We start from the raw sequence: 16,639 nt of genomic DNA on the forward strand, positions 1-16,639 counted from the left end.
GAATGTCGGAATTACAAGAGGCTAGATGGTATGTAGTACATACTTATTCAGGTCATGAAAATAAAGTTAAAGCAACAATTGAAAAAGCTGTTAAAACAAGAGGTATGGAAGATTGCATAACTCAAGTAGTTGTCCCTACTGAAGATGTAGTTGAGACTACAAAAACAGGGAAAGAAAAAACTAGACAACGTAAGGTATTTCCAGGGTACGTGCTAGTTAAAATGGTTATTACTGATGAATCTTGGTATGTCGTAAGAAATACTAAAGGGGTTACTGGGTTTGTAGGACCAGGTTCTAAGCCGGTTCCTTTAAGTGAAGAAGAAGTAATAGCTATGGGCATAGATACAGCTGTTCCTAAATTAGTAAGCGGAGACATAAATTTTGAAATTGGCGAAGTAATAAAGGTTGCTAACGGTCCTTTTGAAGGACAAATAGGAACTATAGAAGAAATAGACCTGGAAACAAAAGATGTAAAAGTGTGTATAGATGCTTTTGGTAAAAAAACTCTATTTGAAATAGATCACAAAAGCATAGAAAAATATAACTAGAGAATAAATAATCTGAGGAGGTGCGCTCAATGGCTAAAAAAGTTATAGGTCAAATAAAATTACAAATACCTGCAGGGAAAGCTACACCAGCTCCACCAGTTGGGCCAGCATTAGGACAACACGGTGTTAATATAATGGGATTCACTAAGGAATTCAATGCTAAGACTGCAGATCAAGCTGGAATGATAATACCAGTTGTTATAACTGTATATCAAGATAGATCTTTCAGTTTCATAACAAAAACTCCTCCAGCTGCAGTATTATTAAAGAAAGCTGCTGGATTAGATACTGCTTCAGGAGAACCAAACAAGAAGAAGGTTGCAACTTTATCTTCAGCTAAGATAAGAGAAATAGCTGAGTTAAAAATGCCTGACTTAAACGCTGCTTCAGTAGAATCTGCTATGAGAATGATAGCTGGTACTGCAAGAAGTATGGGTATCGTTGTTGAAGACTAATTAATATTTAATTAGTTATCTTCGCTTGAAAAAGTGGGAGGTAAAAAACCAATATAACCACAAGGAGGACATGAAAATGGCTAAAAAAGGTAAAAAGTACGTAGAAGCTTTAAATAAAATAGATAGAACTAGATTATACGATGCTTCAGAAGCTTTAAACTTAGTTGCAGAAGTTGCTAGTGCTAAGTTTGATGAGACTGTAGAAGCTCATATAAAATTAGGTGTTGACTCAAGACACGCTGACCAACAAGTAAGAGGTGCGGTTGTATTACCACACGGAACTGGTAAAACTAAGAGAGTTTTAGTTTTTGCTAAAGGTGCAAAAGCTGAAGAAGCTACAAATGCTGGTGCTGACTTTGTAGGTGCTGAAGATTTAGTACAAAAAATACAAGGTGAAAACTGGTTTGAATTTGATGTAGTTGTTGCTACTCCAGACATGATGGGTGTAGTAGGTAGATTAGGTAGAGTATTAGGACCTAAAGGTTTAATGCCAAACCCTAAATCAGGAACAGTTACTTTCGATGTAGCTAAAGCTATAGACGAAATAAAAGCTGGTAAAGTTGAATATAGATTAGACAAAACTAACATAATACACGTTCCAGTTGGAAAAGTATCTTTCGGTGGAGAAAAGTTAACTGAAAACTTTGCTGCATTAATGGATGCTATAGTTAAAGCTAAGCCAGCTGCTGCTAAAGGACAATACTTAAAGAGCATAGCTGTTACTTCAACTATGGGACCAGGAGTTAAAGTAAACCCTGCTAAAATAGCTGAATAATAAAAAGCTTGACATGTGTAAATAACGATGTTAAAATAATATTCGTTAATAAATAAAATAGAATAGATTTGCCGTAGACAGTAGGTGCTTAAGCTTAATATCCTACCGAGGTTTTAGATAAATTTTGATACTAAAGCTTTTGTATGTCTATATGATTACAAAAGCTTTTGATATTTACGGCAGATAACCTATCGGATGAAGGAGGTGCTGACTAGATGAGAAAAGCTATAGAAGTAAAATCACAAGTGGTTGCTGAAATAGTTGAGAAGTTACAAAACTCTTCTTCTGCTATAGTTGTTGATTACAAAGGATTAACAGTTGAAGAAGTAACTGAATTAAGAAAGAAAATGAGAGAAGCTGGTGTTGAATACAAAGTATACAAAAACACTTTAGTTAGAAAAGCAGCTAAAGAAGTTGGTATAGAACAATTCAACGATGAATTATTAGTAGGAACTAATGCAATAGCATTCGGACACGAAGATCCAGTTGCTCCAGCTAGAATAATAAAAGAGTTCATGGATTCTCATCCAAAAATGGAATTAAAAATGGGTGTTGTTGAAGGAGAATTCTACGGTAAAGAAGATATCGTTGCATTCGCTAACATACCATCAAGAGAAGTACTTATTGCTAAATTACTTGGAAGCTTAAAAGCTCCGGTATCAAACTTTGCATACTTATTAGATGCAATAATCAAGAAACAAGAAGGTCAAGAAGCTTAATAATAGCTTAGACGTAATAAAAAACAATAAAAACAATAATTTATAAGAGAATATAATTCGGAGGTGCTAACAATGACAATAGAACAAATATTAGAAGCTATAGAAAATATGAAAGTTTTAGAATTAAATGAATTAGTTAAAGCTGCAGAAGAGAAATTCGGAGTATCTGCTTCAGCTCCAGTTATGATGGCTGGTGCAGTTGCTGGTGGAGCTGCTGAAGAAAAAACTGAGTTTGACGTAGTATTAGCAAGCGCTGGTTCTTCAAAAGTTGGAGTTATAAAAGCTGTTAGAGAAATAACTGGATTAGGATTAAAAGAAGCTAAAGAATTAGTTGACAACGCTCCTAAGACATTAAAAGAGGGAGTTTCTAAAGACGAAGCTGACCAAATGAAAGAAAAATTAGAAGCTGCAGGAGCTTCAGTAGAAGTTAAGTAGTTTTCTTTAAATAAAAAGATGTCCTAGGGGCATCTTTTTTTTTTCTCTGGAAAAAATAAATGTATATTTTGGAAAAAATAAGAATTAGAGAATGGATTTTTGAACATAATAAATAATGCATATTTTATGTCGAACAAAAAATTCTGATATTATAAATATACATAAAACTTAGATATTGAAAAAAGATTGTAATTATGTTAGAATTATTAGATGCGTTAGAATAAACTATGGTTTTATTTTTAATTATTGAGAGGTGAAAAGTGAATGCCACATCCTGTCACGATAGGTAAGAGAACTAGAATGAGCTACTCAAAAATAAAAGAGATAGCTGATGTACCAAACCTTATAGAAATACAATGCGATTCCTATGAGTGGTTTTTAAAAGAAGGTTTAAAAGAAGTGTTTGAAGACATTTCACCTATAGAAGATTATACAGGTAATCTTATATTAGAATTTGTTGATTATTCTTTAGATGAGAAACCGAAATATGACATAGAAGAATGTAAAGAGAGAGATGCTACATATTGTGCACCTCTAAAAGTTAAAGTAAGACTTATAAATAAAGAAACAGGTGAAATAAAAGAACAAGAAGTGTTTATGGGTGATTTCCCTTTAATGACAGAAAAGGGTACATTCATAATAAACGGAGCAGAAAGAGTTATAGTAAGTCAGTTAGTTAGATCTCCTGGAGTTTATTATGCTCAAGAAATGGATAAGTCAGGTAAAAGACTTATATCATCTACTGTTATTCCTAACAGAGGTGCATGGTTAGAATACGAAACAGATTCTAATGATGTAATATCTGTAAGAGTTGACAGAACTAGAAAACAACCTGTAACAGTCTTATTAAGAGCATTTGGAATAGGTTCAGATGCAGAAATAATAGAGCTATTAGGTGAAGATGAAAGACTAATGGCTACATTAGAAAAAGATAACACTAAAACTGTAGAAGAGGGTCTTATTGAGATATACAAAAAATTAAGACCAGGTGAACCACCAACAGTTGAAAGTGCATCATCATTATTAAATGCGTTATTCTTTGATGCTAAGAGATATGACTTAGCTAAAGTTGGTAGATACAAGTTTAATAAAAAGCTTGCATTATGCTATAGAATAATGAATAAAATATCAGCTAATGACATTATAAATCCAGAAACAGGAGAAGTGTTCGTTAAAGCTGAAGAAAAAATATCTTTAGATACGGCGATAGCTATCCAAAATTCAGGAATAAATGTTGTTGAGTTATTAACTGAAGATGAGAAAGTTGTTAAAGTTATAGGAAATAACTTTGTAGACATAAAATCACATATAAGTTTTGATATAGATGATTTAAAAATAAAAGAAAAAGTTCACTATCCTACATTAAAAGAAATATTAGATGAGTATAGTGATGAAGAAGAAATAAAAGAAGCTATAAAATCAAGAATGAAAGAGCTTATACCTAAGCACATATTATTAGATGATATAATAGCTTCAATCAGTTACCAATTCAATATATTCTTTGGAATAGGTAATATAGATGATATAGATCATTTAGGAAACAGAAGAATAAGATCAGTTGGGGAATTATTACAGAACCAAGTTAGAATAGGTCTATCAAGAATGGAGAGAGTTATAAAAGAAAGAATGACTGTTCAAGATATGGAAGCTATAACTCCTCAAGCTTTAGTAAACATAAGACCTGTTTCTGCAGCTATAAAAGAGTTCTTTGGTAGTTCGCAGTTATCACAATTCATGGATCAAACAAACCCACTATCAGAGTTAACTCACAAAAGAAGATTATCAGCACTTGGACCAGGAGGTCTTTCAAGAGAAAGAGCTGGATTCGAAGTCCGTGACGTTCATCATTCTCACTATGGAAGAATGTGTCCGATAGAGACTCCAGAGGGACCAAACATCGGTCTTATAAACTCTTTAGGAACATATGCTAAGATCAATGAGTTCGGATTTATAGAATCTCCTTATAGAAAATATGATAAGGAAAATAAAAAGGTTACAGATGAAATACATTACTTAACAGCTGACGAAGAAGACTTATTCATAAGAGCTCAGGCTAATGAGCCTTTAGATGAAGATGATGCATTCGTAAACAGCAGAGTTGTATGTAGAACTGTAAATGGAGCCATGGAATTAGTTCCAACTGATAAAGTTGATTACATGGATATATCTCCTAAGCAAGTTGTGTCTATAGCAACGGCTATGATACCATTCTTAGAGAATGATGACGCCAACCGTGCGCTTATGGGATCAAACATGCAACGTCAGGCAGTGCCACTAGTAAGAAGAGAAGCACCTATTATAGGAACAGGTGTTGAATATAGAGCAGCAAAAGACTCTGGAGCTGTTGTAGTTGCTAAAAACTCAGGTATAGCTGATAGAGTAACTGCAGATGAAATAATAATAAAAAGAGAAGATGGAAACAAAGACAGATACAAGCTTCTTAAGTTTAAGCGTTCAAACCAAGGTACTTGTATAAATCAAACACCTATAATAAGCAAAGGTGATAAGATTGAGGCTGGAGATGTTATAGCTGATGGTCCATCTACTGAAATGGGAGAAGTAGCATTAGGAAGAAACTGCTTCATCGCATTCATGACATGGGAAGGATATAACTACGAGGATGCTATATTAATAAACGAAAGACTTGTAAAAGAAGATAGATTATCTACTATTCATATAGAAGAATATGAATGTGAAGCAAGAGATACTAAACTAGGGCCAGAGGAAATAACTAGAGATATACCAAACGTTGGAGAAAGTGCTACAAAGAACTTAGACGAAAGAGGTATAATAAGAATAGGTGCTGAAGTTGATTCTGGAGATATATTAGTAGGGAAAGTAACTCCTAAAGGAGAAACTGAACTTACTGCTGAAGAAAGATTACTTCGTGCGATATTTGGAGAAAAAGCTAGAGAAGTCAGAGATACTTCATTAAAAGTACCTCATGGAGAGTCTGGTATAATAGTTGACGTAAAAGTATTCACAAGAGAAAATGGAGATGATTTATCTCCAGGAGTTAATGAATTAGTTAGATGTTATATAGCTAAGAAGAGAAAAATAAGAGTTGGGGATAAGATGGCTGGACGTCACGGTAATAAAGGGGTTATCTCAAGGGTATTACCTGAAGAAGATATGCCATTTATGGAAAACGGGCAACCACTTGACATAGTACTTAACCCACAAGGTATACCATCTCGTATGAACATCGGACAGGTTCTTGAGGTTCACTTAGGTCTTGCAGCTAAAACTTTAGGATGGCATGTTGCAACATCGGTATTTGATGGAGCTAAAGAGCCGGATATAAGAAAAGCATTAATTGAAGCAGGATATCCAGATGATGGAAAAGTAACTTTATATGATGGTAGAACAGGTAACTCATTTGATAATAGAATCACAGTAGGATATATGTACATGTTAAAACTACATCACTTAGTTGATGATAAGTTACATGCAAGAAGTACAGGACCATACTCTTTAGTAACTCAACAACCTCTTGGTGGTAAAGCACAATTTGGTGGTCAGAGATTCGGAGAGATGGAGGTTTGGGCACTAGAAGCATACGGTGCAGCACACATACTTCAAGAAATACTTACTGTTAAGTCTGATGACGTTGTAGGACGTGTTAGAACTTACGAAGCTATAGTTAAAGGTGAGAATATACCTGAACCAGGTATTCCAGAATCATTTAAAGTTTTAATAAAAGAACTTCAAAGTTTATGCTTAGATGTAAAAGTACTAACAGAAGAAGATCAAGAAATAGAAGTTAGAGAATCTATAGATATCGATGAAGATGCTAAAGAGTTTGAGTTAGATGTTATGGAAAACATAAAAGAACTTGAAGAAAATAGTATAGTAGAAGAAATAGACGAGTTTGAATCAAATGAAGAAGTAATAGATGAATTAGAATTTGAAGAAGATGTAGTTTATGAAGAATTAAACTACGAAGATGAAGACTTTGATATATAGTTTCCTTATTTTAAGTAAATCTCAAATAGAAGGGAGAGAACTCCTTGTTTGAATTAAACAATTTCGAGTCAATAAAAATAGCATTGGCTTCTCCAGAAAAAATAAGACAGTGGTCTAGAGGAGAAGTAAAAAAGCCTGAAACGATAAATTATCGTACGCTTAAGCCAGAGAAAGATGGTCTTTTCTGTGAAAGAATATTTGGACCTCAGAAAGACTGGGAGTGTCACTGTGGTAAATACAGAAGAGTAAGATACAAAGGTGTTGTTTGTGATAGATGTGGAGTAGAAGTAACTAAGGCAAAGGTAAGAAGAGAAAGAATGGGACATATAGAGCTAGCAGCTCCTATGTCTCATATCTGGTACTTCAAAGGTATACCAAGTAGAATGGGACTTTTACTTGATATGTCTCCGAGATCATTAGAGAAAATATTATATTTTGCATCTTATGTAGTAACTAATCCAGGTGAAACTGGATTAAATGAAAAGCAATTATTAACAGAAAAAGAATACAGAACAGCTGTAGAAAAGTATGGATATAATACTTTTGAAGTTGGAATGGGTGCTGAAGCTGTTAAGAAGCTTTTACAAAATATAGACTTAGAGCAACAAAGTAAAGAATTAAGAGCTGACTTAAAAGACAGTACAGGTCAAAAAAGAGTTAGAACTATAAGAAGATTAGAAGTTGTAGAAGCATTTAAGAAGTCTGGAAATAAACCAGAGTGGATGATATTAGATGCAATTCCTGTAATACCACCAGACTTAAGACCTATGGTTCAATTAGACGGTGGAAGATTTGCTACATCTGACTTAAATGATTTATACAGAAGAGTTATAAATAGAAATAACAGATTAAAGAGATTATTAGAACTTGGAGCACCTGATATCATAGTAAGAAATGAAAAAAGAATGCTTCAAGAAGCTGTAGATGCTTTAATTGACAATGGTAGAAGAGGTAGACCGGTAACAGGACCTGGTAATAGACCATTAAAATCATTATCAGATATGCTTAAAGGTAAGCAAGGACGTTTCCGTCAAAACTTACTTGGTAAGCGTGTTGACTACTCAGGACGTTCTGTTATAGTTGTTGGACCAGAACTTAAATTCTATCAATGTGGTCTTCCAAAGAAAATGGCTCTTGAATTATTCAAACCATTTGTTATGGATAGATTAGTTAAAGAAGGATATGCACATAATATAAAGAGTGCAAAATCTATAGTAGAGAAAGTTAAACCAGAAGTATGGGATGTATTAGAAGATGTTATAGAAGGACATCCTGTAATGCTTAACCGTGCACCTACTCTACATAGATTAGGTATACAAGCATTTGAACCAGTTTTAGTTGAAGGTAAAGCTATAAAGCTACATCCATTAGTATGTACAGCATACAACGCTGACTTCGATGGAGACCAAATGGCGGTACACGTTCCGTTATCTGTAGAAGCTCAAGCTGAAGCAAGATTCTTAATGTTATCTGTAAATAACATACTTGCTCCTAAAGATGGCTCTCCTATAACTACTCCATCTCAGGATATGGTTCTAGGATGTTATTACTTAACAATAGAAGCTCAAGAAGGTGCTAAAGGTACTGGAATGATCTTTAAAGATTACAATGAAATGATGCTTGCTTATGAAAATAAAGCAGTAACATTACATTCTTTAGTTAAAGTAAGAAGAACTGTTGAAGGTGTTGGAACTCAATTAGTTGAGGCAACTGTTGGTAGGTTTATATTCAATGAAAATATACCTCAAGATTTAGGATTTGTCGATAGAGACAAAGACAAGTTTGCTTTAGAAGTAGATTTCTTAGCTGACAAAAAATCTTTAGGAAAGATAATAGATAAATGCTTTAGAAAGCATGGAAACACAGTAACAGCTGAAATGTTAGACCATATAAAATCTTTAGGATTTAAATATTCTACAAGAGGTGGTATAACAGTTGCCGTTGCGGATATGAAGATACCAGAAGCTAAAAAAGCATACTTAGCTGAAGCTGAAGCTAAGGTTGATAAGTATGAAAAGGCATATAGAAGAGGTCTTATATCTAACGAGGAAAGATATGAGAGAGTAATAGAAACTTGGACAGAAACTACTGAAAAAGTTACAGATGCTCTTATGGCTAACCTAGATAGATTAAATAATATATTCATAATGGCTCACTCTGGAGCCAGAGGTTCTAAGAACCAGATAAGACAGTTAGCAGGTATGCGTGGTCTGATGGCCAATGCATCAGGTAAGACGGTTGAAATACCAGTTAAATCTAACTTCCGTGAAGGTTTATCAGTACTTGAATACTTCACATCTTCACATGGAGCTAGAAAGGGTCTTGCCGATACAGCCCTACGTACAGCTGACTCAGGATATTTAACAAGAAGACTTGTTGATGTCAGTCAAGATGTTATCGTTAGAGATGTAGACTGTGGAACAACAGAAGATACAGAAATCTTTGCAATAAAAGATGGAAATGAAGTAATAGAAGAATTATATGATAGAATAGTTGGAAGATACACTATTGATCCTATAATTCACCCAGAAACAGGAGAAGTAATCGTTGAAGCTGATTCTATGATACAAGAAGAGCAAGCTGAAAAGATTATTGAATCTAAAATAGACAAGGTTAAGATAAGAACTGTTCTTAATTGTAAGACTAACCATGGAGTATGTTCTAAGTGTTATGGTAGAAACTTAGCTACTGGTAAAGAAGGTAATATAGGAGAAGCTGTTGGTATAATAGCTGCTCAATCAATCGGTGAACCGGGTACTCAGCTTACAATGCGTACATTCCATACAGGTGGGGTTGCCGGAGGAGATATAACACAAGGGCTTCCAAGGGTAGAGGAATTATTTGAAGCTAGAAAGCCAAAAGGTCTTGCTACAATAACTGAAGTAACAGGTAGAGTAGAGATAGATGAAACTGGTAAGAGAAAAGAAGTTACTGTAGTTCCAGAACAAGGTGAAGCACAAGTTTATGCTATACCATATGGTTCAAGATTAAGAGTTAAGAATGGACAGTTTGTTGAAGCTGGAGAGGCTTTAACTCAAGGATCAATAAATCCTCATGATATAGTAAGAGTTAAAGGTATTGAAGGTGTTCAAGATTATGTTGTTAAAGAAGTTCAAAGAGTTTATAGAATGCAAGGGGTTGACATCAACGATAAACATATAGAAGTAATTGTTAGACAAATGCTATCTAAAGTTAAAGTTGAAGATCCAGGTGATACAGATTTATTACCGGGAGGATATGAAGATGTTCTTACATTCAACCAAACTAATGAAGAAGCTGTAGCTCAAGGTTTAAGACCAGCATCAGCTAAGAGAGTTTTACTTGGAATAACTAAAGCTTCTCTTGCAACAGAATCATTCTTATCAGCTGCATCATTCCAAGAAACAACTAGAGTATTAACAGAAGCTGCTATAAAAGGAAAAGAAGATCACTTAATAGGTCTTAAAGAGAATGTTATAATAGGTAAGTTAATACCAGCAGGAACAGGAATGAAGAGATATAAAAATATAGCTGTTGAGAAAATAGAAGAATAATTTTACATTATTATATAAAACAAACATGCCTTGACATAAAGCATCTGTGGTGATAAAATGTAAAGGTATGTAAAATAAAGACATTAGATATTACTAAGGGCTTAGCTCTTAGTAATATTTAAATATAATTTATTTTTACTTTAAAAAGCATAATAATATGCACCAAACTAACAGTGCTAAAACCACAATTGTGTGTTATAGACATTTATTGCAATGTAGCAAAAGCTACATATGAATATCAATATGTGTTTCATATTGATGTAGTTGGCGGTCATTTAAGATCGAAAAATTTGGAAGGAGGTGCAGATGATGCCAACAATTAACCAATTAGTTCGTAAGAAAAGAAAAGCTATAGAGAAAAAATCTACTGCTCCAGCATTACAAAAAGGATATGATTCTTTACACAAGAAAGCAACTGATGCTAGTGCTCCACAAAAAAGAGGAGTTTGTACTTCAGTTAAAACATTTACTCCTAAGAAACCTAACTCAGCTTTAAGAAAAGTTGCCAGAGTTAGATTAACTAACGGTATAGAAGTTTCTGCTTATATACCAGGAGAAGGACACAACTTACAAGAGCATAGTGTTGTTCTTATAAGAGGAGGAAGAGTTAAAGACCTTCCAGGGGTTAGATACCACATATTAAGAGGTACATTAGATACAGCTGGTGTTGATAAGAGAATGCAAGCTAGATCTAAGTACGGTGCTAAGAGACCTAAAGCTGCAAAGAAATAAGCAATTAAAAATTAATTATAGTTCGGTGCTTTAAATATATATATATTTACGGCATCACGGCATTTTATATAATGTCGAGTACCTATGATTTAAGATTAAATAATTAAGGAGGGAAGCAAAATGCCAAGAAAAGGTAATGTTCCAAAGAGAGAAGTTTTACCAGATCCAGTATACGGAAGTAAGGTAGTAACTAAGTTAATAAACAATTTAATGATAGATGGAAAAAAAGGAAAATCTCAAAAGATAGTGTATGATGCTTTCGAGATGATCGCTGAAAAAACTGGAGAAAATGCTTTAGAAATATTCGAAACAGCTATGGAAAACATAATGCCTGTTTTAGAAGTTAAAGCTAGAAGAGTTGGTGGAGCTAACTACCAAGTTCCAGTTGAAGTTAGACCTGAAAGAAGACAAACTTTAGGGTTAAGATGGTTAGTAAACTATACTAGAGCTCGTGGTGAAAAAGGTATGGTTGAAAAACTAGCTAAAGAAATAATGGATGCTGCTAACAATACAGGAGCTTCTGTTAAGAAGAAAGAAGATACTCATAAGATGGCAGAAGCTAATAAAGCATTTGCTCACTATAGATTCTAATAATAGGATAGATTTGATATCCTATTATTAGGATATCGTAAGGAGGAGAATCATGGCTAGAAAGTTTCCTTTAGAAAGAACTAGAAATATAGGAATCATGGCTCATATAGATGCAGGAAAAACTACTACTACAGAGAGAATCCTGTTCTATACAGGGCAAACTCATAAAATAGGAGAAACTCACGAAGGAGCTTCTCAAATGGACTGGATGGAGCAAGAGAAGGAGAGAGGTATAACAATAACTTCTGCTGCTACTACTGCTGCATGGAAAGACCATAGAATAAACATAATAGATACACCAGGACACGTCGACTTTACAGTTGAGGTTGAAAGATCTCTAAGAGTTCTTGACGGATCAGTTGCTGTTTTCTGTGCTAAGGGTGGGGTTGAACCTCAATCTGAGAACGTATGGAGACAAGCTGATAACTACGGTGTACCTAGAATAGCATTTGTAAATAAGATGGATATCATGGGTGCAGACTTCTACAATGTTGTACAAATGATGAAAGACAGATTAAATGCAAATGCAGTACCAATGCAATTACCAATAGGTAAAGAAGATTGGTTAGAAGGTGAAGTTGACTTATTAGAAATGAAAGCTCATATCTATAAAGACGACTTAGGTGTAGAAATAGAAATAACTGAAATACCAGAAGATATGAAAGAATTAGCTCAAGAGTGGAGAGAAAAAATGGTTGAAGCAGTAGCTGAAACTGACGAAGAGTTAATGATGAAATATCTTGAAGGTGAAGAGCCAACTATAGAAGAATTAAAAACTGCTATAAGAAAAGCTACAATAGCATGTGAAATGAACCCAGTATTCTGTGGATCAGCTTACAAAAATAAAGGTGTTCAATTATTATTAGATGCTGTAATAGATTACTTACCAGCTCCAACTGATATACCAGCTATAAAAGGTATATTAGAAAACGGAGAGGAAGCTGAAAGACATTCTTCAGATGAAGAACCATTCTCAGCTTTAGCATTCAAAATAATGACTGACCCATTTGTTGGTAAGTTAGCATTCTTCAGAGTTTACTCAGGAGTAATGCAAGGTGGATCTTATGTTCTTAACTCTACAAAAGGTAAGAGAGAGAGAATAGGTCGTATACTACAAATGCATGCTAATACAAGAGAAGAAATAACTGAAGTATATGCAGGAGATATAGCTGCAGCAGTAGGATTAAAAGATACTACTACTGGAGATACTTTATGTGATCCAGCTGCTCCAATAATACTTGAGTCTATGGAATTCCCTGAGCCAGTTATATCTGTTGCTATAGAGCCTAAATCAAAAGCTGCTCAAGAAAAAATGGGTATAGCTCTTCAAAAATTAGCTGAAGAAGATCCAACTTTCAGAGTTAAGACTGATGAAGAAACAGGACAAACTATAATATCTGGTATGGGTGAATTACACTTAGAGATAATAGTTGATAGATTATTAAGAGAATTTAAAGTTGAAGCTAACGTTGGTGCTCCACAAGTTGCTTACAGAGAAACTATAACTCAACCAGTTGATGTTGAGTACAAGTACTCTAAGCAATCAGGAGGTAGAGGACAATATGGTCACGTTAAGATCAGAGTTAATCCTCAAGAACCAGGTTCTGGATATAAATTTGAAAACAAAACTGTTGGTGGATCTGTACCAAAAGAGTATGTTGGACCAACAGATGCAGGTATACAAGGAGCTATGGCTTCAGGTATAGTTGCTGGATACCCAGTTGTTGACGTTGCTGTTGAGTTATATGATGGATCTTACCATGAGGTTGACTCTTCAGAAATGGCATTCAAGATGGCAGGATCAATGGCTATGAAGGACGCTCTTAAGAAAGGTAATGCTGTATTACTTGAGCCATACTTCAAAGTTGAAGTTGTTACTCCAGAAGAATACATGGGAGACGTTATGGGTGGATTAAACTCTAAGAGAGGGCTAATCCAAGGTATGGAAGCTAGATCTGGTGCACAAGTTATAAATGCATTTGTTCCACTTTCAGAAATGTTTGGATACTCTACAGAGTTAAGATCAACTACTCAAGGTCGTGCAACATATACTATGATATTCGACCATTATGAGCAAGTTCCAGCTTCAGTTGCTAAGAAAATAGCTGAAGGTAAATAATTAATTAATTTAATTAATTTGTATATAATAAATAAGTAAGACGAGGTATACCTCGTCTTACAAAAAAATAAAACCAATATTAAAGGGAGGAATTCAAAATGGCTAAAGCTAAATTTGAAAGAAGTAAGCCACACGTTAATATAGGAACAATAGGTCACGTTGACCACGGTAAAACTACATTAACTGCAGCTATAACAAAAACATTATTCGATAGATATCAATTAGGAGAAGCAGTAGATTTTGCTAACATAGATAAAGCTCCAGAAGAAAGAGAAAGAGGAATCACAATATCAACTGCTCACGTTGAATATGAAACTCCAAATAGACACTACGCTCACGTTGACTGCCCAGGACATGCTGACTACGTTAAGAACATGATAACAGGTGCTGCTCAAATGGACGGTGCTATATTAGTTTGTTCTGCAACAGATGGACCAATGCCTCAAACAAGAGAGCATATATTATTATCAAGACAAGTTGGTGTACCATACATAGTAGTATTCTTAAACAAATGTGATATGGTAGACGATGAAGAGTTATTAGAGTTAGTTGAAATGGAAGTTAGAGACTTATTAAATGAGTACGAATTCCCAGGAGATGACACTCCAATAGTAAGAGGATCTGCATTAATGGCATTACAAGATTCTTCTTCAGAGTGGGGAGATAAAATAGTTGAATTATTCGAGCAAATAGACGAATATATACCAGCTCCAGAGAGAGATGTAGATAAAGACTTCTTAATGCCAGTAGAAGACGTATTCTCTATAACAGGAAGAGGAACAGTTGCTACAGGTAGAGTTGAAAGAGGAGTATTAAAGGTTCAAGACGAAGTTGAATTAGTAGGTTTAGCTGAAGAGCCAAGAAAGTTAGTAGTAACAGGAGTAGAAATGTTCAGAAAGTTATTAGACGAAGCGCAAGCTGGAGATAACATAGGAGCATTAATAAGAGGTATACAAAGAAATGAAATAGAAAGAGGACAAGTTTTAGCTAAGCCAGGAACTGTTAAGCCTCACACTAAGTTCAATGCAGAAGTATACGTTCTTAAAAAAGAAGAAGGTGGAAGACATACTCCATTCTTCGATGGATATAGACCACAATTCTACTTCAGAACAACTGACGTAACAGGAGCTTGTAAGTTACCAGAAGGTGTAGAAATGGTTATGCCTGGAGATAACATCCAAATGACTATAGAGTTAATAAACTCAATAGCAATAGAAGAAGGATTAAGATTTGCAATAAGAGAAGGTGGAAGAACAGTAGCATCAGGTGTTGTTGCTTCTATAATAGAGTAATCTATTACTTCTAATATATAGAAAGGAAGATGTATTTACATCTTCCTTTTTTATTTGAATTAAGAAGAATAAAGATATATGTTTTAAGCAAATTTTAATGAAATAAAATTGGTTGACAAGAGGCTTAAAAGAAGATATACTAACTTAGTACCCGTTAAGGTTCTCAGCACAGATTTTGTAGTAACTATTACATACAAAAAATATTTTGTAAAATTATAAAAAAAACTTGTAAAAAAGTAAAAAATAATATAAAATATAATAGTGTGCTTGAGAGATGCGAAATAAAAGAAAAAGTAAAGTAATATCCTAGAGATAGGCGACGAGATGCCGATTTGATAAAAAACACAACACACCCGGAACTGTGTATCGGTATCAGTCGTGCGTAACTAAAAAAATTAAACGTACGATAAAGGAGGGAAACTAAAATGGCTAACAATGGAAAAATAAGAATAAGATTAAAGTCATATGATCACAAATTATTAGATTTTTCAGCTGCGAAAATAGTTGAAACTGCTAAGAAAGCTGGATCACAAGTTTCAGGACCTGTGCCACTACCAACTGAAAAGCAAGTTGTAACTATATTAAGAGCTGTACACAAGTATAAGGACTCTAGAGAGCAGTTCGAAATAAGAACTCATAAGAGATTAATAGACATAGCAAACCCAACACCTAAGACAGTTGATTCATTAATGAAATTAGACTTACCAGCTGGTGTTGATATAGAAATAAAATTATAAGATAAGCCTCTAAGATACGATCCTATAAGGCAACTATCTTAGAATGATTATGATGGAAATTCATAATCCGCTGTAAGATTATAGGAGGTGCGATATGAAAGGAATATTAGGTAAGAAGTTAGGAATGACTCAAATATTCACTGAAGCAGGGAATGTAGTACCTGTAACTGTTGTTGAAGCAGGACCAGTAGTTGTTACTCAAATAAAAACAACAGAAAAAGAAGGATACAATGCAGTTCAAGTAGGTTTCCAAGATGCTAAAGAGAAATCTTTAAACAAGCCTCAAAAAGGACATCTTGCTGCTGCTAATGTATTAAAGAAACACTTAAAAGAATTCAGAATGGATTCTGTAGAAGAGTTCACAGTAGGACAAGAAATTAAAGCTGATATATTTGCAGCTGGAGAAATAATAGATGTTACTGGAACAAGTAAAGGTAAGGGATTCCAAGGTCCAATAAAAAGACATGGACAATCTAGAGGTCCTGAATCTCACGGTTCTAGATACCACAGAAGACCAGGTTCAATGGGAGCATGTTCTTTCCCAGGTAGAGTTTTCAAAAACAAAAAACTAGCTGGTCACATGGGTAGCGTTACAGTAACTGTTCAAAACTTAGAAGTAGTTAGAGTAGATGCTGAGAAGAACCTTATATTAGTTAAAGGTGCTATACCAGGAGCTAAAGGTTCAGTGGTAACTATAAAAGAAGCAGTAAAGGCTTCTAAATAATAACTAACCTAAG

General features: G+C 34.4%; 13 protein-coding genes and 1 other annotated feature. All 13 genes read left to right on the forward strand.

Translation table 11 applies throughout. The annotated features are described in order from the left end of the window. Window positions 1–2: 2 nt before the first annotated feature. Window positions 3–548 (forward strand): transcription termination/antitermination protein NusG, encoded by a 546-nt coding sequence (gene nusG / locus ATCC9714_RS00155; protein ID WP_021127526.1) that lies wholly within the window; start codon window positions 3–5, stop codon window positions 546–548. A 29-nt stretch (window positions 549–577) separates the two neighbouring features. Further along, window positions 578–1,003 carry a 50S ribosomal protein L11 gene (rplK, locus tag ATCC9714_RS00160; RefSeq protein ID WP_021121982.1) on the forward strand — a complete coding sequence of 142 codons (426 nt, stop codon included), beginning with the start codon at window positions 578–580 and terminating at the stop codon, window positions 1,001–1,003. 76 nt (window positions 1,004–1,079) lie between these two features. Beyond that, window positions 1,080–1,778 carry a 50S ribosomal protein L1 gene (gene rplA / locus ATCC9714_RS00165; RefSeq protein WP_021127527.1) on the forward strand — a complete coding sequence of 233 codons (699 nt, stop codon included), beginning with the start codon at window positions 1,080–1,082 and terminating at the stop codon, window positions 1,776–1,778. Between the two features lie 53 nt (window positions 1,779–1,831). Continuing rightward, window positions 1,832–1,958, forward strand: a sequence feature (ribosomal protein L10 leader region). A gap of 35 nt (window positions 1,959–1,993) precedes the next feature. After that, complete coding sequence (gene rplJ / locus ATCC9714_RS00170; protein WP_021127528.1) at window positions 1,994–2,497, forward strand: 50S ribosomal protein L10; 504 nt, start codon at window positions 1,994–1,996, stop codon at window positions 2,495–2,497. Window positions 2,498–2,569: 72 nt separating this feature from the next. Continuing rightward, window positions 2,570–2,932 (forward strand): 50S ribosomal protein L7/L12, encoded by a 363-nt coding sequence (gene rplL, locus ATCC9714_RS00175; RefSeq protein ID WP_021121986.1) that lies wholly within the window; start codon window positions 2,570–2,572, stop codon window positions 2,930–2,932. Between the two features lie 264 nt (window positions 2,933–3,196). Further along, complete coding sequence (gene rpoB, locus ATCC9714_RS00180) at window positions 3,197–6,898, forward strand: DNA-directed RNA polymerase subunit beta (protein WP_038293253.1); 3,702 nt, start codon at window positions 3,197–3,199, stop codon at window positions 6,896–6,898. A 44-nt stretch (window positions 6,899–6,942) separates the two neighbouring features. Further along, the gene (gene rpoC, locus ATCC9714_RS00185) at window positions 6,943–10,431 is read left to right on the forward strand and encodes a DNA-directed RNA polymerase subunit beta' (protein ID WP_057574326.1); all 3,489 of its coding nucleotides are present in this window, start codon (window positions 6,943–6,945) and stop codon (window positions 10,429–10,431) included. 309 nt (window positions 10,432–10,740) lie between these two features. After that, window positions 10,741–11,163, forward strand: coding sequence for a 30S ribosomal protein S12 (gene rpsL, locus ATCC9714_RS00190; RefSeq protein ID WP_021121997.1), 423 nt, complete (start codon window positions 10,741–10,743; stop codon window positions 11,161–11,163). Window positions 11,164–11,283: 120 nt separating this feature from the next. Next, on the forward strand, window positions 11,284–11,754 hold the full coding sequence (gene rpsG, locus ATCC9714_RS00195) for a 30S ribosomal protein S7 (RefSeq protein WP_054631757.1): 471 nt from the start codon (window positions 11,284–11,286) through the stop codon (window positions 11,752–11,754). A gap of 52 nt (window positions 11,755–11,806) precedes the next feature. Continuing rightward, window positions 11,807–13,873 (forward strand): elongation factor G, encoded by a 2,067-nt coding sequence (fusA, locus tag ATCC9714_RS00200; RefSeq protein ID WP_054631758.1) that lies wholly within the window; start codon window positions 11,807–11,809, stop codon window positions 13,871–13,873. 98 nt (window positions 13,874–13,971) lie between these two features. Further along, on the forward strand, window positions 13,972–15,165 hold the full coding sequence (gene tuf, locus ATCC9714_RS00205) for an elongation factor Tu (protein WP_054632066.1): 1,194 nt from the start codon (window positions 13,972–13,974) through the stop codon (window positions 15,163–15,165). Between the two features lie 425 nt (window positions 15,166–15,590). Beyond that, a complete protein-coding gene (gene rpsJ, locus ATCC9714_RS00210; RefSeq protein ID WP_021122002.1) occupies window positions 15,591–15,902 on the forward strand; it encodes a 30S ribosomal protein S10 in 312 nt (103 codons plus the stop codon). A gap of 94 nt (window positions 15,903–15,996) precedes the next feature. After that, window positions 15,997–16,626, forward strand: a complete 630-nt coding sequence (rplC, locus tag ATCC9714_RS00215; RefSeq protein ID WP_021127549.1) for a 50S ribosomal protein L3 — start codon at window positions 15,997–15,999, stop codon at window positions 16,624–16,626. The last annotated feature ends 13 nt before the right edge of the window (window positions 16,627–16,639 follow it).

It is taken from the genome of Paraclostridium sordellii (assembly GCF_000953675.1).
Classification (GTDB): domain Bacteria; phylum Bacillota; class Clostridia; order Peptostreptococcales; family Peptostreptococcaceae; genus Paraclostridium; species Paraclostridium sordellii.

Coding starts and splice junctions, on each gene's coding strand:
- nusG (WP_021127526.1), top strand. CDS start 3: ATGTCGGAATTACAAGAGGCTAGATGGTATGTAGTACATACTTATTCA.
- rplK (WP_021121982.1), top strand. CDS start 578: ATGGCTAAAAAAGTTATAGGTCAAATAAAATTACAAATACCTGCAGGG.
- rplA (WP_021127527.1), top strand. CDS start 1,080: ATGGCTAAAAAAGGTAAAAAGTACGTAGAAGCTTTAAATAAAATAGAT.
- rplJ (WP_021127528.1), top strand. CDS start 1,994: ATGAGAAAAGCTATAGAAGTAAAATCACAAGTGGTTGCTGAAATAGTT.
- rplL (WP_021121986.1), top strand. CDS start 2,570: ATGACAATAGAACAAATATTAGAAGCTATAGAAAATATGAAAGTTTTA.
- rpoB (WP_038293253.1), top strand. CDS start 3,197: ATGCCACATCCTGTCACGATAGGTAAGAGAACTAGAATGAGCTACTCA.
- rpsL (WP_021121997.1), top strand. CDS start 10,741: ATGCCAACAATTAACCAATTAGTTCGTAAGAAAAGAAAAGCTATAGAG.
- rpsG (WP_054631757.1), top strand. CDS start 11,284: ATGCCAAGAAAAGGTAATGTTCCAAAGAGAGAAGTTTTACCAGATCCA.
- fusA (WP_054631758.1), top strand. CDS start 11,807: ATGGCTAGAAAGTTTCCTTTAGAAAGAACTAGAAATATAGGAATCATG.
- tuf (WP_054632066.1), top strand. CDS start 13,972: ATGGCTAAAGCTAAATTTGAAAGAAGTAAGCCACACGTTAATATAGGA.
- rpsJ (WP_021122002.1), top strand. CDS start 15,591: ATGGCTAACAATGGAAAAATAAGAATAAGATTAAAGTCATATGATCAC.
- rplC (WP_021127549.1), top strand. CDS start 15,997: ATGAAAGGAATATTAGGTAAGAAGTTAGGAATGACTCAAATATTCACT.